Here is a 22,486-nt window from a genome sequence, read left to right as displayed (position 1 = left end):
AATTCAATTCAGACGTAACAGGTTTTTAAAACCTGTTAGGTCTTTATATAACAGATTAACAAAATAACAATTACCAAATAAATGCCCGATTCTCGTCAATTACAACAACTATCTGATTCCTTAGAAGGAACTCTTTTTTATGATGATCTTCATAAAAAACTGTACGCTACAGATGCTTCAGCATATAGAATTATGCCGAAAGCCGTTGCGATTCCTAAAACCGAAGATGATATTGTAAAAATCATTCGCTTTGCTTCAGAAAATAATATTTCAATAACGCCCAGAACGGCAGGAACTTCTCTGGCGGGTCAAACTGTTGGAAACGGAATTATTGTAGATGTTTCGAAACATTTTACCAAAATTGTTGCTTTTGATGCCGAAAAGAAAACCATTACCGTTCAGCCTGGGGTAATTCGCGATGAACTGAATTTGTATTTAAAGCCACATGGTTTATTTTTCAGTCCGACTACTTCAACCACAAATCGTTGTATGATTGGTGGAATGGTTGGAAACAATTCATCTGGAACAACTTCGATACGTTATGGTGTTACCCGAGATAAAATTGTGGAAATAAAAGCGGTTTTGAGTGACGGAAGTATTGCAGTTTTTAAGGATTTGTCTTCAGACGAGTTTATTGAGAAGACAAAGGGCGATTCTTTAGAAAGTAAAATTTATAAAACGATTTACGAGGAACTTTCAAATAAAGAAAATCAGGAAGAAATTACGAGGGAATTTCCAAAACCAGAAATTCACAGACGAAATACAGGTTATGCCATTGATGCATTGTTAAAATCAGAACTTTTTTCGGGAACTGAAAGCACCATTAATTTAGGGAAATTGCTTTGCGGAAGTGAGGGAACTCTGGCGTTTACCACAGAGATTACCTTGAAAGTAGATGATTTGCCACCAACAAACAATATCATGGTTGTGGCGCATTTTCATACCATTCAGGAAAGTTTAGAAGCAGTGGTTACGGCAATGAAACATCATTTGTATACATGCGAAATGATGGACGATACCATTTTAGATTGTACCAAAACCAACAGGGAACAATCTAAAAACCGATTTTTTATTGTGGGAGAACCTAAAGCTGTTATTATGCTTGAAGTTGGATCGCATATTAGTATGGAAGATGCCGAATTACAAGCCGATGCTCTGATTAAGGAGCTGACGGATAATAATTTTGGATATGCGCTGCCTAAAATTTACGGAGCTGATATTGATAAAGTAAATGAGGTTCGAAAAGCAGGTCTGGGACTTTTAGGAAGCATTGTTGGCGATGATAAAGCTGCCGATTCTATTGAAGATACCGCAGTTGAACTCAGCGATCTTCCAAATTATATTGCTGATTTTGCCGCCATGATGGAAAGACATGGACAAAGTGCGATTTATTACGCACATGCCGGTGCCGGAGAATTACACTTACGTCCGAAGATAAATTTAAAAACAAAAGAAGGATTACATCAGTTTAGAAATATATCCACGGAAGTGGCTCATTTGGTAAAAAGATATAGAGGTTCGTTAAGCGGCGAACATGGCGACGGAATTTTGCGAGGAGAATTTCTGCCTTTTATGATTGGTGACAAAAATTATGAACTGCTCAAACGAATAAAAAAAGCATTTGATCCTAATACCATTTTGAACGTTGGGAAAATTGTAAATGCTTCTAAAATGGATGAAAATCTTCGTTTCGAAGCAGGAAGGGTAGAACCGGAAATTAAAACGATTCATGATTTCTCTGATAGTTTAGGAATTTTGCGTGCTGCAGAAAAATGCAACGGTTCAGGTGACTGTCGCAAACTGCCTTCAGCAGGGGGAACGTTATGTCCGAGTTACCGCGCTACCCGAAACGAAAAAGATACAACTCGTGCCAGAGCTAATGCGCTAAGAGAATATTTAACCAATTCTGAAAAAGAAAACAAATTCGACCACGAAGAATTATATAAAGTATTTGAATTATGCGTGAGTTGCAAAGCCTGCGCCAGCGAATGTCCAAGTAATGTAGATGTGGCGACTTTAAAAGCAGAATTTTTGTACCAGTACCAAAAAGCAAATGGATTTTCTGTTCGCAACAAAATATTTGCTTTTAATTCGAAATTGAACGAATTAGGAAGTATTACACCTTCAATAACTAATTTTATTGCCAATTTATCTTTCGTTAAAAAAGGTATGGGAATTGCTTCGGAAAGGCAAGTTCCTTTATTAGCACCAAAGACCTTTAAAAAATGGTACGCAAAAAATAGAAAATCAGCAGTAAATAATTCTTTTAAAAATGGAAAAGTATATCTTTTTTGTGATGAGTTTACCAATTATTATGATGTCTCTGTCGGAATTGACGCATATGAATTGTTAACTGCTTTAGGTTATGAAGTAATTATTACAGATCATGAAGAAAGCGGAAGAGCTTTTCTTTCAAAAGGTTTTCTGGAAGAAGCACAGGAAATCGCCAATAAAAATGTGACTATTTTCAAAGATTTAATTTCTGAAAATACGCCATTAATCGGAATCGAACCATCAGCAATATTGACTTTTAGAGATGAGTATCTACGACTGGCAAAAGATAAAGAAAGCGCAGAAAAGTTGTCAAAAAATGTTTTTACAGTCGAAGAGTTTTTTAAAAGAGAAATTACAGCAGGAAAAATTCATTCTGGACAATTTTCAGATGTGGCGAAAACAATAAAGATCCACGGACATTGTCATCAAAAATCATTAAGCACTGTTGAAGCTTCTTTTGCAATGTTGAATGTTCCTAAAAACAGCACAGTTACGATTTATAATTCGGGCTGTTGCGGTATGGCGGGTTCATTTGGGTATGAAAAAGAGCATTACGAAATCAGTATGCAAATGGGTGAAGATACTTTGTTTCCAAAAATTCGTGCAACGGAGCCTTCAACGGCAATTGCAGCTGCAGGAACAAGTTGCCGCCACCAGATTTTTGATGGTACAAATAGAAAAGCAATGCATCCGGTGACAATTTTAAGAGATTGTTTGAAATGATTTTTCAAAGGTTCAAAGATTCAGAGATTCATAGGGACAAAGGTTTTCGTAGAGGCGCACAGTAGTTTTTTATCTAAAAATGAAAATAAAATATAGAAAGAGATTGTGTGTTGCGATTTACATCAAGTAACGCATAAAATTAGGTTGGTTACCTATCCTAACAGGTTTTCAAAACCTGTTAGGTATTTTTTAAAAGGACTTTTTCAGAAATACGTATCGTAGAGAGATACAGCAGTGCATCTTACACAACGTAACCACAATATAATTTAAAAGACGATTCAATAAATAAAAAAAATACACATGAAAAATCTAGTTTTAAGAATATTATTGCTTTTTATAGTCGTTTCCGGATTTTCTCAGAATGCAGAAAAATCAGGAAATATCAAGTTTGTACAGCTTACTGACCTGCATGTTTCAGTAGGAAATGACAATGACTTTTTATTACAAAATATTGTAAAAGAAATCAATGATTCAGATTTTGAATTTGTGGTTGTAACCGGAGATTTAACCAATCGTGGTGCCGATGATGAACTAAAACAAGTACATTCAATACTTTCTAAATTGAAAAAGCCTTATTATGTGGTTTCAGGAAATCACGAAACGAACTGGAGTGAAAGCGCTGGTTTAACTTATAAAAAAATATTTGGTGAAGATAAATTTGTATTTTCAAAAGGCGATTATGTTTTCATAGGATTTCCGTGTGGACCTTATATGAAAATGGGAGATGGTTTTGTAAAACACGAAGATGTACTTTGGCTAGATAAAACCCTAAAAGACAGTCTTAAGAATACCAATAAAAAGGTTTTGAATTTTGCACATTATCCGTTAGATAACAGTGTCAGCAATTATAAAGAAGTACTTTCTGTTTTAGAAAAATATCCAACAGTTGCTACTTTTTGTGGTCACGGACACACTTTAAGAAAATATGATTTCTCAGGTTTGAGCGGTTTAATGGGAACATCAATTACTTCGCTTGACGGAAAAACGAAAAGTTATAATCAAGTAATTATAAGCAACGACAGTATTAGTATCTATCAAAAAGAACTTGATAAACCGGGAGTTTTTAAATTTTCAGTTCCGTCAAAACCTTCTAAAATTGAAATACCAAAAGATGATTTGGTAATGCAATCTCCTTTTATAAAAGATATTGCCTCGATTTACTCTCTTCCTGCATTTGATAAAAAGAATCTTTATTTTACAAATTCTATAGGCGAAATAAAATCTATAAATCTGAAAAATAAAGCGCTGAATTGGAAAACGGAAACAGGAAATTCAATTTATTTTTCACCAATAATTGTAAAAAATAATTTAGTAATAGGTACTATTGAAGGAAATCTGGAAGGTTTTGACACTCAATCAGGAAAACAAAAATGGACAATTCCTGTTGGTGGCGTTTTGGTCGGTTCGCCAATTGCAGAAAACAATAGAGTTTATACAGCGAGTTCTACAGCGTTTATTTGTGCAGATGCTGTAAGCGGAAAAGTAATCTGGCAAAATAATTTACCAACGTCGTATTCACAGGGAATTCCGTTGATTCAAGGCGATAAAATAATTTTTGGAGTTTGGGATTCGTATGTATATTGTTTGGATAAAAATACAGGAAAATTGATTTGGAAATGGAATAATGGAAATGATAAACAAATCCTATATTCTGCTGGAAATGTCAATATGGTTTCAACCACAAAAAGACTTTATTTTGTTACGCCTCAACGCTTCTTAACCGTTTTAGATATTGAAACGGGTAAAACGCTTTTAAGAACTCAGAAATGGAAAATTAGAGAATCAATGGGTAAAAGCCAGGATGGAAAATGGTTTTATGGCAAAACAATGGATGGTGAACTTGTGAGAGTTCCGCTTAACGATGATATTGAATTGACCGAAGAAAGTTTTGTGAACCAAACTAAAGTTTTAGATTTAAAATGGGGTTATGAACACAACCCTGCAGGAATATTAGAAAAGAACAATAAGATATATGTAGGAAGCCGAAAAGGAGAAGTGGTAATTGTAGATGCTGTTAAATTTGAAATTATAAAACAAATTAATCTCGGAAGTTCAAGCATTAATGGTTTTACATTAGATGGAAAAGGACAAGTTTGGGCATCGCTTATAGAAGGCGGGATTTTTTTACTGGAATAAATATTGGTTATCCTAACAGGTTTTCAAAACCTGTTAGGTATTATAGAAGGATCAAATTCAAGTCTTATTATAATTTTTAGAAATCAATTAGAAACCTAACAGGTTTTAAAAAACCTGTTAGGATCATCAAAAACGAACCAAAAATAGTACTTATGAAAAGCCTAAAAATCATAATCCTGATAATGCTGTTTCAAACGAGACTTTTCAGTCAGGAATCTCCAAAAAGAGAAATGCGTGGTGCATGGATTTCGACTGTAGACAATATTGATTGGCCTTCAAAACCAGGATTATCAGACAAGCAGATGAAAGCTGAAATGATCACGATTTTGGATAATTTGCGATCGAACAATCTAAACACTGTAATTTTTCAAATTCGCCCAACGGCTGATGCTTATTACAAATCAACAAAAGAACCGGCATCACATTGGATAACCGGAACTCAAGGCGTTGCTCCGGGATTTGATCCATTACAAATGATGATTGATGAAGCAGGAAAAAGAGGAATGAATGTTCATGTTTGGCTGAATCCGTATCGTGTACAAAAAGACACTTTAAAAGATGCATTGACTAAAACGCATTTATTTTTTAAGAAACCGGAATTGTTTTTAACATACGGAAAATCAAGATATTTTAATCCGGGTTATAAAGAAACCAGAGATTTTGTTGCTTCTGTAGTAGGTGAAATAGTTCGAAATTATGACATTCAGGCCGTTCACATGGATGATTATTTTTATCCATATAAAATTGAAGGACAGGAGTTTCCCGATGAAAAAGCTTTCGCTAAAGAACCACGTCAGTTTAAAGACAAAGACGATTGGAGAAGAGACAATGTCGATTTGATTATCAAACAAATCAGAGATACAATAATTGCCAATAAACCAGAAGTCGAATTCGGAATTTCACCTTTTGGCGTTTGGCGAAATATTGCTAAAGATTCACAAGGTTCTAACACCAGAGCAGGAGCAACCAATTATGACGATTTGTATGCCAATATTTTAAAATGGCAAAAAGAAAACTGGATTGATTATGTTAGCCCGCAATTGTATTGGCACATTGGTTTTGACAGAGCCAATTTTGAAGTTTTGGCAAAATGGTGGGCCGAACACAAATATGGAGCAAATGTTTACGTGGGCCACGGTGATTATAAGATTTCGAATACGGCCAAAGAGCCAGAGTGGAGAAATCCTGATCAAATTGTAAAGCAGATTGAAATGATTCGAAAAATCCCTCAAATAGATGGTTCGATGCATTTTACAGCAAATTCATTCTTTAAGAAAGGAGATACATTGCGAAATCCTCTTATTCAAAAACCATATAAATACATTGCCTTAACGCCCGAAGCGAGCAGAATTACAAGAATAAAACCACAACCGCCAACAAATGCGGTAATGGCAAAAAAAGGCAATAATGCATCATTGACTTGGAAGGCAGGAATTAGTGATAAGAAATTTGTTATTTATAAATTCCAAAAAGGAAAAATAACCGATTTCTCAAATCCAGTCAATATTTATTATGTAACAACTGAAACAAAATTAGAAATTCCAAACGCTGATTTGGAGCAGTATATCTACGCCGTTTCCGCTTTAAGTCAGACACAGACAGAAAGTACTCCTATAGAATTTACAATAAAATAAAAGATAAAAAGCATGAAAAAAAGTGTATTGCTGATAGCCATTTTTCTGAGTTCTTTAAGTTGTCTGCAAGCACAGAAACTTGATATAATTCCGAAACCGGTAAAAGTGGAACAAAAAGAAGGAGCATTTGTTATTCCGTCATCGGTACAAATTATTGTAGACAAAAAAGCAGAAAAAAGTGCCGATTATATAAAGGCTTCTTTTTCAAAATATACAGGAATTAGCCCAGTTGTTTCTATCGGAAATAAACATAAAAAAAATACTGTTGCATTTTTGGTTGATGAAAAAATGAATCTTCCAAATGATGGTTATAAATTGACTATCAACAAAAAAGGAATTCTGGTAAAAGGAAAATCTTCGAACGGAGTCTTAAACGGATTGCAGACTTTATTACAAATTTCTTCTGCAAAAGACGTTAAAAAAGGAAGTATCCCATTTGTAAAAATAGAAGATTATCCCCGTTTTGAATGGCGTGGTATGATGCTCGATTGTTCAAGACAGTTTTTTGACAAACAAACCGTTAAAAATTATATCGACTGGCTTGCAGCGCACAAAATGAATATTTTTCATTGGCATTTAACAGATGATAATGGCTGGAGAGCCGAAATCAAATCAATGCCAGATTTAACTTTAAAAGGAGCCTGGAGAGGACCGGGAGAAGTTTTATTGCCATCTTACGGATCTGGAGACAAACGTTACGGCGGTTTTTATACACAAGCCGATATGAAAGAAGTAGTGGCGTATGCATCGGCTCGAGGAATTTCGGTAATGCCAGAAATTGAAATTCCGGGACATTCGCGTGCGGTAACAGCTTCGTATCCAGAAATTGGATGTGCTATAAGTCAGGAACTCAAAAGTGTTCAAGGAGAAGTAAAAAATGTTTGGTGTGTAGGACGTGAAGAAAATTACCAAATTTTAGATTCTATTATAAGAGAATTTTCAGAAATGTTTCCTTTCGAATATATTCATGTTGCGGGAGACGAGGTAAACAGAGCCAATTGGGAACACTGCCCAAAATGCCGTGCTTTAATGGAAAAAGAAGGTTTTACAGACAGTTTTCAGCTTCAGAATTATTTCTTTAGAAGAGTTCAAGCAATTGTAGATAAATACCATAAAAAAACGGATGGTTGGAATGAAATCTTAAAAGGCGGAGAAATAAATCCGAATACGTTAATTTCTGCGTGGCAGGGAATAAGCTACGGAATTGAATCGGCGAAAAGAGGATATGAAACCATTATGATGCCGGGACAATATGCCTATTTTGACATGGCACAGTCTGAAAACGAACGCGGTCATCGCTGGGCCGCGATTACAGATACCAAAAGAGCCTATTCATTTGAGCCAATTCCAAATGATGATTTGACGCCAGAACAGCAGAAATTGATAAAAGGAGTTCAGGGCGCTTTGTGGAGCGAATATTTAGATCGCCCAACACGATTTGTAGAATACCAAAGTTATCCGAGAATCAGTGCTTTATCTGAAATTGGATGGTCTAAAAAAGAAGATAAAAACTGGGAGGATTTTTACGGAAGATTAACACACAGTCATTTACAGCGTTTGGCGAATATGGGAATTGCTTTTAGAGATTTTCCTCCAACAGCAATTTATCAAAACGGAACGATTACCGTAACGCCACCTTATGAAGGTGCGATTGTACGTTATGATGCGCAAGGAAACGAGCCAACAAGACAATCGGCTTTATATACAAAACCAATTCAAACAAAGGATTACGAAGACTATATGTTCCGTACTTTTTTTAATGAAGATGTGGCCAGCCCGGCAATAAAAGCAGAAAAACTGTCTGTTGCTAATTGGAATACTTCAAAAGTAGAAGTTTTGAATATTTCAGAGAATATTTCGGAACACGTTGATAAAAATGGCATTTGGTATTTAGCCTTTAATCCAACAACAGATGGAAGTGCCAACGGCGTTGTGAGAACGGTTTCACTTTTTGAAAATGATCAATTAATACAGAGTTTCCCAGAAGAAAAAACGCTGAAATCAAAACCTCGTTTGCGATTTGTAATTGAGAATTATAATGAAAAAAACACGTATCGTTTAGATTTTACGGTTGAAAATAAAGAGGCTACAGCATCAGCTGCAAAAGTAAATTTCAATTGTTCGCCTTATTTAGAGCCGGAAGTAAAAGTGACGTCGTCGATGGCCGAAAATCCTAAATTTGCAATTAAAAATTTAGAAGATTATAATATCGAAAGTTATCTGCGTACCGATGTTCCCTGTGCAAATGGCGACTGGATTTTATATACTTTTAATAATCCTGTAACTTCTTCTAAAATTGATGTGTTAACTGGGATTCCGCATCACCCAAGATTCATCATTAATAATGGTTATGTTGAATACTCTTATAACGGAATTGATTTTATAAAAGGAGATGATTTTGATTACGGAAACGCGTCAATCTATCCAAAACAACCAGTAAAAGCAGTGAAAATTGTCATTACGGGAACAAACAACGAACCGCTGATGGCAAGTCAGGACTTAAGAATTAATCCATAGAAATATGAAAAATATTAGTGCCAAAATTATAATTGCTTCTTTGATTTTTTTCGGAACAAATAGTTATTCGCAGAAAAATTCGAAGCAATCTTTTGATGTAAAACGAAATGAAGTTTACATCGATTCGATGATGACGAATGCGCTTGAAAAAGGTTTTTTTCCGGGAGCTGAGATTATTGTCGGCAGTAAGGATGCTGTTTTTATTTCGAAAAATTATGGCTTTCATGATTACTCGAAAAAACAGCCTGTAAAATCAGATGATGTTTACGATCTGGCTTCTATGTCTAAAGTTTTGGGAGCAACTCTTGTAACGATGCGTTTAGTTGGGGAAGATAAAATAAAGCTTACCGACAAAGTAGGAGATTTGGTTGCGGTTTATAAAAACACGCCAATTGCCGATTTGACGTTGTTTGAATTGTTAACGCACACTTCAGGATTAAAAGCCAGTATCACTTTTTATCAAAGTCTGCTTTCAACGCCCGATGGTTCGCCTTTGTTAAGCAAAGATAAATCAGACAATTATCCTGATTTGTTTGACACGATGTATGTAAACAAGAACATTGTTTACGATGCCAATTATCTTTCTTTTGTGCCGAAAGAAAATTGGGTTCAGATTTATAAAAATATGTGGTTAAATCCAGAATTTTATAAAACAGTTTATGATCAAATTGCTAGTGCAAATACCAATGTACGAGGAAAGTATGTTTACAGCGATCTGAATTTGCTTTTAGTAAAACAAATGATCGAAGCTAAAACAGGTTTGAAATTAGATCAACTAACAAAAGAAATTTATACAGAATTAGGAATCACAAAAATTGGATATAATCCTTTAAAATGGACTTCGGAAGAAAATGTAATGCCAACAGAATTGGATAATTTCTTTAGAAAAGACACCATTAAAGGTTATGTTCATGATGAGGCAGCGGCGATTTTTGGTGGCGTTTCTGGTAATGCAGGTTTATTTGCGAATGCACAATCGATCTCAGTTATTTGCCAAATGTTGTTGAATAATGGAAAGTATAAGGGAAAACAAATTCTAAAAGCTAAAGTGGTAAAAGAGTTTAGAGATTCACCGCTCGCCAAAGAGGGAATCTACCGCGGACTTGGTTTTGACAAACGAAAACCGGATGAGTTTTTTAGAGAAAATGATTTTGGACACACCGGTTTTACAGGAACTTTTTTCTTTATGAATCCAGACAACAACAGGTTTCTAATTATTCTGACCAATCGCGTTAATCCAACCCGCACAAACAGATTAATGTATAAAGATGATTTTAGTGCCAAAATTTGGAAACAAATCAATAATTAGAAAAAAGCTTAGCCACAGATTAAAAGGATTAAATTGATTTTTTTCCACGAACCGAGTGATAGTGAACAGGCGAAGCAAATTAGTGGCGGGAAAACTTTAGCAATATCTGATTCATAAATAGTAAAAAAATATAAAAAATGAAGCAAGCAATAATTAATGCAGTTATACATACCGGTGATGAAATCATTACTGATAATGCCGTTATTATTGAAAATGGAAAGATTCTTTCAATTCAAAGGGAAATTCCAAATGGTATTGAAACAATTGATTTGCAGGGAAAACACATTGCGGCAGGTTTTATAGATATTCAAATAAATGGTGGAGAAAAGCTTTATTTTAGTCAGACTCCTACCGAAGAAGCAATTGAGGATATTTACAATGCGAGCCTTAAATACGGCACGACTCAAGTACTTCCTTGTTTAATATCATCTTCTCACGAAACAATTCTTCAAGGAATTGAGGCTGTTCGCAATTACAGAAAAAAACATAATAACGGCGTAATAGGAATGCATTTAGAAGGCCCGTTTTTAAATCCTTTAAAGCGTGGTGCGCATAGTATAAATCAGGTTCGTAAGCCCACAAATGCAGAGCTTGAAGAAATTATTCGGTTAGGGAAAGATGTTATAAAAGTAATCACAATTGCACCAGAATGTTTTAGCGATGAACAATTGGATATGCTATTGGAAAGTGGCATTGTGATATCGGCAGGCCATTCGACAATGACCTATGTAGAAGCACAGTATTATTTTTCAAAAGGAATAAAATTAGTTACGCACCTGTTTAATGCAATGACCCAATTTGGGCATCGTGAGCCAGGTTTGGTTGGGGCGGTATTTGAAAATGAGAATGTTTACGCGCCAATTATTTTAGACGGAGCACATTGTGATTATGCAGCAGCAAAAGTGGCATACAAATTAAAACAGGATAAATTGTTTTTAATTAGTGACGCTGCCTTTTTAGGACGCAAAGTCGAAAGCTTTAAATGGGACAATTTTGATGCGCATTTACAAGATGGTTTTTACAGAAATAATGAAGGTAATTTAGCAGGCGCCTCCATATCAATGCAGGAAGCAGTTCAAAATGCTTATAAATATTTAAATGTTTCGACGGATGAAGCTATAAAAATGGCAACTTCCCGAGTGGCAAGCGCAATAGGTTTACAAGATCAATTAGGGAAAATAAAAAAGGGATTTCCAGCGACTTTTGTAAAATTTGATGTTGATTTATCTGAAATTGAAACACTGAATTTTATTTAAAATAAAAGGATTTCAATAAATAAAAAAAGCTTCAGAGAAATCTGAAGCTTTTTTGTAATTATTTTAGAGTAAGATGCTTAGAAATTAGTATTTACTTTTTTAGAACGATCTGCAATATGCGAGATAAGCCAGATTACTTGTCCTTCTTTTACAAAATAGATCTTCTTTGTTTCTAAATTCGGAATACTTTCAAGACAAGTCAGTAAAATGTTGTTTGCCGAAATAAGATATTGCTGGTCATAAGTACTCAACACTCTTGCCGCTTCTTTATTGGTTTTTGCCATAGTAGTAAACTTGATAAAATTATTTTTCAAGATTGCATCATAATTAACAACATCTTCAAGTGTTAAAGAAATATAATGATCTTTTACATTTTCATCATAATATAATGTCGAAAAAGCCCATACAGCACCACCAGATAAATACATTTTGTCTTTTTTCAATAAAAGCGGATTTTCATCAAGCATAGCTTTTACCTTCTTGCGTAAAACAGGATTAAAGTCAAAAGACTTTTCCTGATACGTTGACATATCATTTGCTTGGTTAGGATTTGCAACTGTCTTTTTTACGGCGTCAGTAAGTGTCATTGTTCCAAAATCAAGTTCTAAAGGTATAAACGCAAGTTTATCGTCTTCAAGCTCATCAATATAACCACCTTTAGTAGTTTGAGCGCCAATATCAAGTAAAAAAGCAGTAGCGTAATCAACAGCAGGCATAGCACCTTTAACAAGTGTTTTAGCTTCTTCCTCAACATTTAATACGTCAAGCTTTTTGTTAGTAAGAGTAGCGATTTTGGTTTTTAAAACATCAACATTTCGTGCAGATGCAAAAACTGGCGCTGCTACGATAAAGATGTTTTCTTCAAGAAGTTTAAAATCGGTTTTTATTTTCTTCAATTGATCAACAACGGTAACGCTGATTTTGTTGATGTCTTCCTGCGGAAGTTCACCTTTCTCAGCAATATGTGCAGCAAAATCAAGTCTTTCAGTAGCGAAATACAAAATTTTATAATCAGCTTTTCTGATGTTGTTTACATCGATAACTGAAACTTTGATTGCTCTTCTTCCAATTTCAATTCCGGCGTAAACGCTTTTTTGAGAGAAGGTGTTAATAGTAAATAATAAATTTAAAAGAATAAAAAATAAAATTTGGGGTTTGTTTTTTTTAATCATTGGATTTAATTGTTGTGTTGTAATATAGTTTTGAAAAATGATGTACGAGAATGATTTAATTGTCTAAATTGTGCAGCACTGCAATCGAGATTTTTTAGCACTAAAAAGCACTTAAAAATCGAAAGAGTTTATTGTAGGTTATTAGGATTATGGTATTTGGGTTTTAATTAATTTTTGCAAAAATCCGACAATTTGTTTGAAGAAAAAAGAACTTACCTGTTTTTTTAATGTTATTATTTGAAGGATTATTGAGTTTGATGAAATTTTTTGATCAATGTCATAAATTGCCTTATTTTTTCTTCTGAATTTTCAGTATAATACTTAACGAATAAAGTCTGCCAATATTTTCCGAGTAATATAAAAACAAAAAAAGCTCCAGATTTCTCTGAAGCTTTTACCTTAGTAAGTAGTCCGTGGGGGAATCGAACCCCCCTTACCAGGATGAAAACCTGGCGTCCTAACCGATAGACGAACGGACCTGTTTTGCTAATGCGGGTGCAAAAGTGCAAATAATTTTGAAATACGCAAAACGTTTTCTAAAAAAACTTTTCTTAGTTATTCTAAAAATTCAAAATTTATAAGCAGTAAATTTTAAATTATTAAATCGTATTTATTTGATTCGTAATTGATTGTTTCGTGCAAGAAGCGAAGATAAGGAGCTGTTTTTTGCAAATAAAATTTTCAACGAAATTAAAAGTTTTAAGGCTAATTTTTTATTTTGAAAGAATATTCTTTTGATTTAGTAGCCTTCTAATGCTAGCGCGACCATTTTATTTGTGACTATAAAGAGGTCTGACAATGGTAAATCCGCTATCAACTTCAGTTAAATTGGCCTACTTAAAAAAATAAAAACTAAATTTACTAGAATATTGCATGAAAGAGATTTCTGTAAATCATTATGTAATTCAAAATTTCTAAAACATAATTTGATACAAAAAATGGATAATGAACTTACACTTAAAAACTTCACTTTTAAAAATATTTTTAATTTAGGAGGGCCATTAATATTTGTGTTTTTTGTAGGCTGGTGTGCTTTTAAAATTGGATTAGGAGAAGGTGTATTAAGGAATTTGTTGCTTTTTTTATATACATCAGGCACTATTTTAGCGATGACTTTACTGAATTATTTTTCTACAGTAATCACGGTAAATAAAAGGGGCATATTGAAAAGTAGTTTATTCTTTTCTGAATATGTAGAATGGAATAAGATCAAATCTCTGAATATTCAATTAATAACATCCGATAAGTATGTTAAGACATTGGACAAAAAAGAATATTTTGACGAGTTCTATGTTGGAACAAAGGAGATTTTAATAAGTGATATAGAAAACCAACTTGATCAATCTACATGGATAAAGTGGAAAAAAATTATACGATTGCCTTTTAATGGCAATACAATTGAAATATTAAAGAATAATAAATTGCTATAAATTTAGAATCTCGGAAAGGAAAGAATTTAAGTAAAATAGATATCAAACTGATTTAAAAATTTTAAAATAAAGAAAGCAATGCAAAAATTACAATTTAAAAAAGAAATTAAGGCATCGGCTCAAAAGGTATATGAAACGATGCTTGGCTTAAAGGACAAAGCCACTTACGAATATTGGGTGGCTACTTTTAACCCTTCTTCTACTTATGAGGGTAGTTGGGACAAAGGAAGCAAGATACTTTTTGTAGGAGTAGATGAAAACGGCAAAAAAGGAGGAATGGTTTCTGAAATTGTAGAACACAAACCTGCCAATTTTGTTTCCATTCGTCATTACGGTTTTTTGGACGGTGATACCGAAGTAACGACAGGCGAGGAAGTAGAAAAATGGGCAGGCGGACACGAAAATTATAATTTTCAGGAAAATAACGGCATTACTACCGTGACCGTGGAGATGGATACTATTGATGAATATTTGGATTTTTTTAATAACACGTATCCAAAAGCATTGGATAAATTAGAAGAAATTTCGGTACAGTGAAAAATAAGAGGAATAAAAGTTTTGTGACTATTTAAGTTTTAATAAAAAAAAGCTTCGGAGAAATCTGGAGCTTTTTTTTTATGTGTGTAGCCGGAAGATTTTAATTGTCCTAAATAAAATGGTGTGGTACGGAAACCCGTAAGGATATCTTTAGGTAGTTAAGTACATTTGAAAATGTATAATATTTATCGCGCATATCTGCTGAATTTGGATTGTTTTGTGTGGTTTTGTCACATGTATGAATGAGTTAGTGTTCAGCTCCATTGGAAAGAAAAAAAGACGATTTCCAAGTCAATAAAATTAGAATTAATTATAGCAATTTTTCAATAAACAAAACTCTTCAAAATGTATAATGAAAGTTTCCGGAATTTAGTGAATTTAGCATTCAATAAAAGCAAAGAATTTTATAAAAGCGAAAACAATTTAAACAAACCTAATCCATACTTTGTTGGCTTTGGTAATCCAAATTCCAAAATTTTGATATTAGGAAAAGAGAAAGGTTTTGATGTGAATAATTTGAAACAATTACAATATGAAAGCATAGAAAATCCAAATGAATGGAAAAACTACATTGATAGCGGAGTTACACTTAATAGAACAAAATTTTATGATTCTGAGCATTATATTAATGTATTTTGCCCGTATCTAGCTAAAATGAAAGGAGGACATACTTGGACTAAATATTTTACATTATTGAAGCATATTTATCCTCAAATTGAGAAAAATGAAAATGAATTTTTAGACTATACTTTCTTAAGTGAAATTAATTTTGAGCCTTCGAAATTAAGTAAAATTAAAGCATTCAATAATCCTAACAGAATCGAATTACTAAAAAATAATTACTACAAATCATTTAATGTAATAATTTGTGCGTGTGGAGACTATTTATCAGATAATCAAATTGAAGATTTTTTTGATGTAAAATTTGAATCTGACTTATCAAATCCAAGTGAAAAATTAAAAATATTCAAAAATGAAAATAGAGTATTAATCAATACAAGACAATTAAGTATGAATATTAAAAATGATTATTTAGTTACAATATCGGAAGTAGCAAAAAAGTATTTGTAAAGTATTGTAAATAAAGAGCCGAACCGCTAACAGCCGTTTGGCTAGAGTGAAGTTTTAGGCTAAATGAAAATTGGTTTCGTATTTGGGATGATTTGCTTTGCCTGTTTGCTGGCTCGAGTGGCAAATACGAAAATAGGGCTTTAATTTAATCCCAAACCCGCTGTAGCACCAGAACGTTGGTACAATTTAGAACAACAACAACAACAACAACAACAACAACAATAAAAAATAAACTAAAAAATGACTTTCATTAAAACAATTTCTACATTTTTAATTACGCTTTTATTAGTAACAACAGCTTTTGGACAAGAGTCTAAACATAAAACTAAAATTTTATTAATCGGGACAATTCACTTTGAAACGCCTCATTTAGATACACATGAATTAAAAACAGACGATTTTCTAGCTCCGAAAAGACAGCAGGAATTAGAAGAATTAACAGCAGTTTTAAAGCAAACAAATGCTGATAAAGTGATGATAGAAAAACCATTTAAGCAGCAAAAGCAAATTGATAGTTTGTATAATTCGTATTTAGAAAACAAGTATAAATTAACCGTTTCTGAACGAGAGCAAATTGGTTTTAGATTAGCTAAAAAATTAAATTTAAAACAGATTAATTGTGTTGATGTTTTGTATCTAATGAAACAGGACAGTTTACTAGCTGCAACGGCTAAAGAAAAAAATCAGTTGTATCTATTAAATGAATTAGGTACTACAGCGAAAAACTTTATGGCTGAAATAGATGGTGTCGTAAAACGAAATTCAATAACCGGAATACTAAAATATCTAAATACAAAAGAACTTTTGCAGAAAAATTTATCATTATACTTAAAATATATGGTAAAAGTTGGAGCAGGAGAGAATTATATTGGAGCGGAAGCAGTTTCTGAGTGGTATTTGAGGAATTTAGCGATTTATGCTAATGTAATTACGCAAGTAAATACAAATGATAAATACGTTGTACTAATATTTGGACAAGGACATATTCCTATATTAAAACACTTACTGCAAAATAATGACGATTTTGAAGTCGTTGAATTAAATAGCGTATTAAAATAAACTGCCATCAATAGCTAAATTTAAAATTATAAAACTAAAACATGCAAGAAGAAATTATAAAGCATACCGAAAAAATTGTGAAAACAGCTAAAGGAAGACATACTTTTGGCGAAAAAATTAAAGAAATTCTTCTAGAAATTGGGATTATTGTTTTTGCTGTTTCTATTTCTATTTGGTTTCATAGTATGAGTGAAAAACATCATCAAAGAGAAGAGGCGAAAGAGTTCTTAATAGATTTGAAAACGGATCTGAATCAGGATATTTTGCTTATGGAAACTTATGCAGCAAGGCTGAAATTTTTCAACAAAAACTTAGAAAAATTCAATCAATATAAATCAAATTACGCAGAATTTGAAAAATTAAAAATCAGTTTTTTTCCGCCTTTTATTAATAGGGAAACTTCTACTGGTGATTACGATGGTTTTAAGGCCAGCGGAAAAATTGGCTATATAGAAAATAAGAAATTGAAATCATCAATTCTTAAATACTATCAACAAAATATGCTTAGATTAACTAATGCCGAGAAATTTTTTGATAATTTATCTGTTGAAACATCATTAAGAATCAATGATAAAGGTGTAGAATCTGCGATCGATAACTCAAATATTACCAGATTAAATATGATTGGAGGACTTTCAGCCGAAATTGTACAAATATATGATCAAGAAATAAAAACGGCTAAAGAAATAATCAAAGAAATAGAAAAGGAAACTAAATAAAAACGGCTGTAAATAGTGGTTATCTGTATTGCGGTATTAACAATAAATAACCACTTGTAATTCTGATTTTTTATAAGTAGTAATTCTAGCAAAAACTTTAGAATTAATAATTGAATTCGTATATTGTTCTGCTAAAATTAACTATGCCAAGCATATACATTTTAAAATACTGCTCTCAAACGTTTTTCAATTCATTTTAATAGAAATCATCTAGATTATGAGAAATTCTTTACTGCTCTTCATTGCATTCTTAGCTTTTGCATCGTGTTCAAAACATGAAGGAAAAAAAAATATTGCTATCACTGGAATAGATTCCACGTTGCGACCTGGGAATGATTTTTTTAAATATGTAAATGGCAAATGGTACGATTCTGTATCAATACCTGCATCTCAAGCCGGAGTAGGTGCGTACATGTTTATGAATTACCCACAACGAATGCGCTTGCAAGGAATATTGGACAGTATTTCGAAAAGCCAGAATCCGGCAGGAAGTATAGCACAAAAAGTAGGCGATTTTTATGCATCAGGCATGGATACTGTAACCATTGATAAACGCGGTTTCACGCCTATCAGACCTCTGCTTGCCAAAATTGAAGCTATTAGCGATTTGCCATCCTTAATGAATTTTGTAGGTAATGAAGCAAAAGCAGGCAATTCTTCTATTATAGCTTTTGGCGTGTCAACTGATGATAAAAACAGCAGTATGAACATTGCTCAAATTTATCAAACGGGTATCGGTTTGCCTGACAGAGATTATTATTTTAAAACCGATTCGTCAACTCTTGCCATACAGGAATCATACAAAAAATACCTTACTACATTGTTTCAGCAAACAGGCAGCAATGCTCAAGAAGCTAAAAAGAATGCTAATTTGGTTTACGATATTGACAAGCAAATCGCTGCTTCGCATAGAACAAAAGTGGAACTTCGAGATGTACAAGCAAATTATAATAAAATAGCTGTCGCAGATCTTGTAAAAAGACATCCAAACATAGACTGGGCTACTTTTTTAAATAATTTAGGAGCTAAAACCGATTTCATTAATGTAGGCCAGCCAGCCTATTATGATGCCCTTAATAAACTCTTAAAAACCATCCCTATTGCTAATTGGAAAATTTACTTGAAAGCAAATTCTATAGAAAGATATGCCGATGATTTAAGCAAACCTTTTGTTGATGCCTCATTTGAGTACACCAAAGTACTTTCTGGTCAAGCGGTTCAAAAAACGCGTGGCGAAAAAATGGCTAATGTCGTTGACAATTATTTAGGCGATGCGCTGGGTGAATTGTATGTAAAAAAATATTTTCCAGAAGATGCTAAAAAACGTATGTTAATCCTCGTGAATAATCTGCAAAAAGCGTATGGTAAAAGAATTGATAAATTGGAATGGATGAGTCCTATTACAAAACAAAAAGCGAAAGAAAAATTGTTTGCCATTACCAAGAAAATCGGATATCCAGATAAATGGAGAGACTATAGCAATGTACAGATAGCTAGAAATACCTATTTTGAGAATATGGTTTCGGCCGCTACAGCTGCATATCAATTTCAATTGGCAAAATTGGGCAAACCAGTCGATAAATCAGAATGGTACACTACAACTCCAACCGTTACGGCCTATAATAACCCTACTGCAAACGAAATTGTTTTTCCTGCAGGTATTTTACAAGCCCCATATTTTGATAATAATGCAGATGATGCACTTAACTACGGAGGTATCGGAATGGTTATAGGTCACGAAATAACCCATACTTTTGATGATCAAGGTGCTCAATATGACAAGGATGGAAACCTGAAAAACTGGTGGACAAAAGAGGATTATGCACAGTTTAAGTCAAGAATACAGCAAGTTATCAATTTGTACAGTACCTATACCGTTTTAGGCGATTTGCACATTAATGGCGCAATGACAGTTGGCGAAAATACGGCTGATATTGCTGGAATAGCAGTTGCCTATGATGCTTTTAAAATGACTCAACAAGGGCAAGGAAATGAAAAAATTGACGGTTTTACACCAGACCAACGCTTCTTTATTTCTATAGCCAAAATATGGCGAGTAAAAATGAAAGACGAGTTCCTGCGTTTGTGGATTAACAATAATCCGCATTCTCCACCAAATTGGCGTGTTAATGGTCCTTTAATGAATACTACTCCTTTTTATGAAGCATTTAATGTACAACCTGGAGATAAAATGTTTTTGCCGAAGAAAGAAAGAATAACTATTTGGTAGTACTTACGGATTTAGGCATTAGGCTTAATGGAAGTTTATGCACAGCTGCTAAAAATTAGGTGGCTTTGTGTAGTTTTATCACACGTATAAATAAGTTGTGGGATATATTAATACGAAAGTACGCTAAAATGAAAAACACTATTTATATTATTTTTCTATTAATCTCGAATGTTAATTATTCTCAAGATTACAGATCACCTGAATATCAAAAATTAAGAATTGATGACGCTATAACTTGCATTAAAAATAATGAACTCGAAAGAGCAACGATGATTTTATACTTCGTAAATAATATAAATAGTACGAATGAATTAGGAAAAATGGCATTAAAAAAAGCAGATTCATTACTTCCAATTGTTCAGCAAAAAATAAGAAAAAATTTAGTTGGAACCTGGACGTTATTTGAAAGTGGTTCTAATTGGGGCTTTGAAACTGAAAAAGATACTTTAATTAAGAAAGTATTAATCATAACCGAAAAAGATTTTCAATTTTATGAACGAAATATTAAAACAAAAGAGAACAAGTTAATAAAAAATGAAAAAACAACTTTTACAAAATACAGAGATACGAGTGATGCCTGCTTTGATTTTGTTTTTTCTGATAAATCAATTTGGGCATTTTATATTAATAAAGACACGAATGTTTTAAGACAAATATATACAGGCGAAGAAACTAAAGACGGTAGAACCGAAATGGTCTGTGGCAATACCGAATTAAACTATAAGAAAAGTGATTAAAAATACATCCCACAACAGCTGCTACAGCGGATTTGGGCAATAGGCTTAATGGAAAGTTGGTTTTGTATTTGGCATGAATTCGCAAATCCGAGGAATGGACTTAATTTAATCCCAAACCCGCTGTAGTACCAAGACGTTAGCGGTAAGTTTCCAAAAACAACTAAATTTTAGAAAATAGCATTATGACAAAATTTTCATTTATCTTTTTTGTATTTCTTTCTATTCATGCTTTTGGACAAACAAAATCAAATTCAAACAAAAATAATTTTGATAAATCTGTATACCATTCAATGGATACAGTTGCAGACTCTTTTCTAAAAAAATCAGGAGCTAATTCTGTTTCGATAGCCATTGTCAAAAATAAAAAAACTTATATAAAGCACTACGGCGAATTGGATAAAGGAAAAGGTAATAAAGCGACCAATCAAACACTTTTTGAAATCGGCTCTACCACCAAAGTATTTACAGGAACGCTAATGGCTAATGCAGTGTTAGAAGGTAAAATTGGATTAGAGGAAGACATTAGAAAATATCTGAATGAAGATTTTCCTAACTTAGAATTTCAAGGCAAGCCAATAAAAATAAAGGATTTACTAGTCCATAGAAGTGGCATACAAACACCGTTTCCTGTTACTCAACAAATAAGAGATAAATATCCTGCTGACCTTTTTCTTTATTATAAAAATAGACTCGATAAAGCTTATACTAAAGAACTTTTCTTAGCTGATTTACGAAAAGTAAAAGTAGATTCAATTCCTGGAACTGGCTATAAGTATGGTGCTTTAGCACCAGAATTGTGTGCTTATATTTTAGAAAATACCTATAAAAAAAGTTACGCGGACTTATTAGATGACGAGATTTTTAAAAAAGAAGGAATGAAATCTACAAAACTTAATTTAGGCAATTACGAGATTCTTGCAAATGGTTATAATGCAAAAGGTGATGCTATGGAACCTTTAACTATTAGCATTTGGGGGGCATCAAAATTTTTAAAATCAACAATGGAAGATTTAAGCAAATATATCAAGTTTGAATTAGATCTAAGTAATAAGGTTGTTATAGAATCTCATAGAAAAGTATATTCAAACATAAATATGGGATATTTTTGGGACGTTGTCGTAGATAAAAATGGAAATACAAACTATATAAAAGACGGTGGTTCAAATGGAACTTCCAATATACTTAAAATTTTACCAAAATATGATCTAGGAATCGTAATTATTACAAATCAAAATGATAGGAATACAGGCGCAAACGTTGAAGATGCTTTAAATAAATTAGAAGTAACTTTAAAAGAGAATTAAAAAAAAACTACTGATAACAGCTACTACAACGGTTTTGGACAATAGCCTTAATGGAAAATTGGTTTTATGTTCGAGATGTTTTGACAAATCCGAATAATGAACTTAATTTAGTCCCACAAACCTGCTGTAGTCCGAGAAAGTTATGCGTCAGTTTACTAGAAACCTAAAAGAACATCTAAAAACAAAATGAGAATATTTAAAATTGTAATCAGAATTATTTTGGTGATTTTAATTTTATTATCAGCATTTATGTGGTTGGTTATAAACGCTTCAAGTCATAATGTAGAAACTGAAATGGAAATCGCACCGTTAATTTTTATTGTGTTTTTTTCGCTTCTATATTTTTTAACAAAATATATAAAACAAAAAGAAAATTGA

General features: G+C 32.9%; 15 protein-coding genes and 1 tRNA gene. 14 read left to right on the top strand and 2 right to left on the bottom strand.

Features of this window, described 5'->3' with window-relative positions:
- The first annotated feature begins 81 nt into the window (after positions 1-81).
- From EV145_RS18540 to nagA, 6 genes are all read left to right on the top strand, one after another.
- A complete protein-coding gene (locus EV145_RS18540; RefSeq protein ID WP_133526686.1) occupies positions 82-2,997 on the top strand; it encodes an FAD-binding and (Fe-S)-binding domain-containing protein in 2,916 nt (971 codons plus the stop codon).
- Positions 2,998-3,297: 300 nt separating this feature from the next.
- Positions 3,298-5,133: a PQQ-binding-like beta-propeller repeat protein gene (locus EV145_RS18535; protein ID WP_133526685.1), complete on the top strand. Its 1,836-nt coding sequence runs from the start codon at positions 3,298-3,300 to the stop codon at positions 5,131-5,133.
- 152 nt (positions 5,134-5,285) lie between these two features.
- Complete coding sequence (locus tag EV145_RS18530; protein WP_133526684.1) at positions 5,286-6,767, top strand: glycoside hydrolase family 10 protein; 1,482 nt, start codon at positions 5,286-5,288, stop codon at positions 6,765-6,767.
- A 12-nt stretch (positions 6,768-6,779) separates the two neighbouring features.
- Positions 6,780-9,284 carry a beta-N-acetylhexosaminidase gene (locus EV145_RS18525; RefSeq protein ID WP_133526683.1) on the top strand — a complete coding sequence of 835 codons (2,505 nt, stop codon included), beginning with the start codon at positions 6,780-6,782 and terminating at the stop codon, positions 9,282-9,284.
- Between the two features lie 4 nt (positions 9,285-9,288).
- On the top strand, positions 9,289-10,593 hold the full coding sequence (locus EV145_RS18520) for a serine hydrolase domain-containing protein (protein WP_133526682.1): 1,305 nt from the start codon (positions 9,289-9,291) through the stop codon (positions 10,591-10,593).
- Between the two features lie 137 nt (positions 10,594-10,730).
- Complete coding sequence (gene nagA / locus EV145_RS18515) at positions 10,731-11,849, top strand: N-acetylglucosamine-6-phosphate deacetylase (protein WP_133526681.1); 1,119 nt, start codon at positions 10,731-10,733, stop codon at positions 11,847-11,849.
- Positions 11,850-11,926: 77 nt separating this feature from the next.
- On the opposite strand, the gene EV145_RS18510 is transcribed toward nagA, so the two are convergent.
- On the bottom strand, positions 11,927-13,021 hold the full coding sequence (locus EV145_RS18510) for an exopolyphosphatase (RefSeq protein ID WP_133526680.1): 1,095 nt from the start codon (positions 13,019-13,021) through the stop codon (positions 11,927-11,929).
- A gap of 407 nt (positions 13,022-13,428) precedes the next feature.
- Positions 13,429-13,500 (bottom strand) — tRNA-Glu (locus EV145_RS18505).
- A 459-nt stretch (positions 13,501-13,959) separates the two neighbouring features.
- On the opposite strand from EV145_RS18505, the gene EV145_RS18500 reads away from it, so the two are divergent.
- From EV145_RS18500 to EV145_RS18465, 8 genes are all read left to right on the top strand, one after another.
- On the top strand, positions 13,960-14,451 hold the full coding sequence (locus tag EV145_RS18500) for a hypothetical protein (RefSeq protein ID WP_133526679.1): 492 nt from the start codon (positions 13,960-13,962) through the stop codon (positions 14,449-14,451).
- Between the two features lie 78 nt (positions 14,452-14,529).
- Positions 14,530-14,988: an SRPBCC domain-containing protein gene (locus tag EV145_RS18495; protein ID WP_133526678.1), complete on the top strand. Its 459-nt coding sequence runs from the start codon at positions 14,530-14,532 to the stop codon at positions 14,986-14,988.
- 345 nt (positions 14,989-15,333) lie between these two features.
- Positions 15,334-16,059, top strand: a complete 726-nt coding sequence (locus EV145_RS18490; RefSeq protein WP_133526677.1) for a hypothetical protein — start codon at positions 15,334-15,336, stop codon at positions 16,057-16,059.
- A gap of 240 nt (positions 16,060-16,299) precedes the next feature.
- The gene (locus tag EV145_RS18485) at positions 16,300-17,118 is read left to right on the top strand and encodes a DUF5694 domain-containing protein (RefSeq protein ID WP_133526676.1); all 819 of its coding nucleotides are present in this window, start codon (positions 16,300-16,302) and stop codon (positions 17,116-17,118) included.
- Between the two features lie 41 nt (positions 17,119-17,159).
- Positions 17,160-17,837: a hypothetical protein gene (locus EV145_RS18480; RefSeq protein ID WP_133526675.1), complete on the top strand. Its 678-nt coding sequence runs from the start codon at positions 17,160-17,162 to the stop codon at positions 17,835-17,837.
- A gap of 217 nt (positions 17,838-18,054) precedes the next feature.
- Positions 18,055-20,067, top strand: coding sequence for a M13 family metallopeptidase (locus EV145_RS18475; RefSeq protein WP_133526674.1), 2,013 nt, complete (start codon positions 18,055-18,057; stop codon positions 20,065-20,067).
- 128 nt (positions 20,068-20,195) lie between these two features.
- The gene (locus EV145_RS18470) at positions 20,196-20,804 is read left to right on the top strand and encodes a hypothetical protein (protein ID WP_133526673.1); all 609 of its coding nucleotides are present in this window, start codon (positions 20,196-20,198) and stop codon (positions 20,802-20,804) included.
- A 182-nt stretch (positions 20,805-20,986) separates the two neighbouring features.
- On the top strand, positions 20,987-22,108 hold the full coding sequence (locus tag EV145_RS18465) for a serine hydrolase domain-containing protein (protein ID WP_133526672.1): 1,122 nt from the start codon (positions 20,987-20,989) through the stop codon (positions 22,106-22,108).
- Positions 22,109-22,486 lie beyond the last annotated feature (378 nt).

Origin of the sequence: Flavobacterium sp. 245 (genome assembly GCF_004362055.1) — a bacterium.
GTDB lineage: Bacteria > Bacteroidota > Bacteroidia > Flavobacteriales > Flavobacteriaceae > Flavobacterium.
The sequence above is the reverse complement of the archived record's forward strand: the minus strand, read 5'-3'. Positions and strand labels throughout refer to the sequence as shown.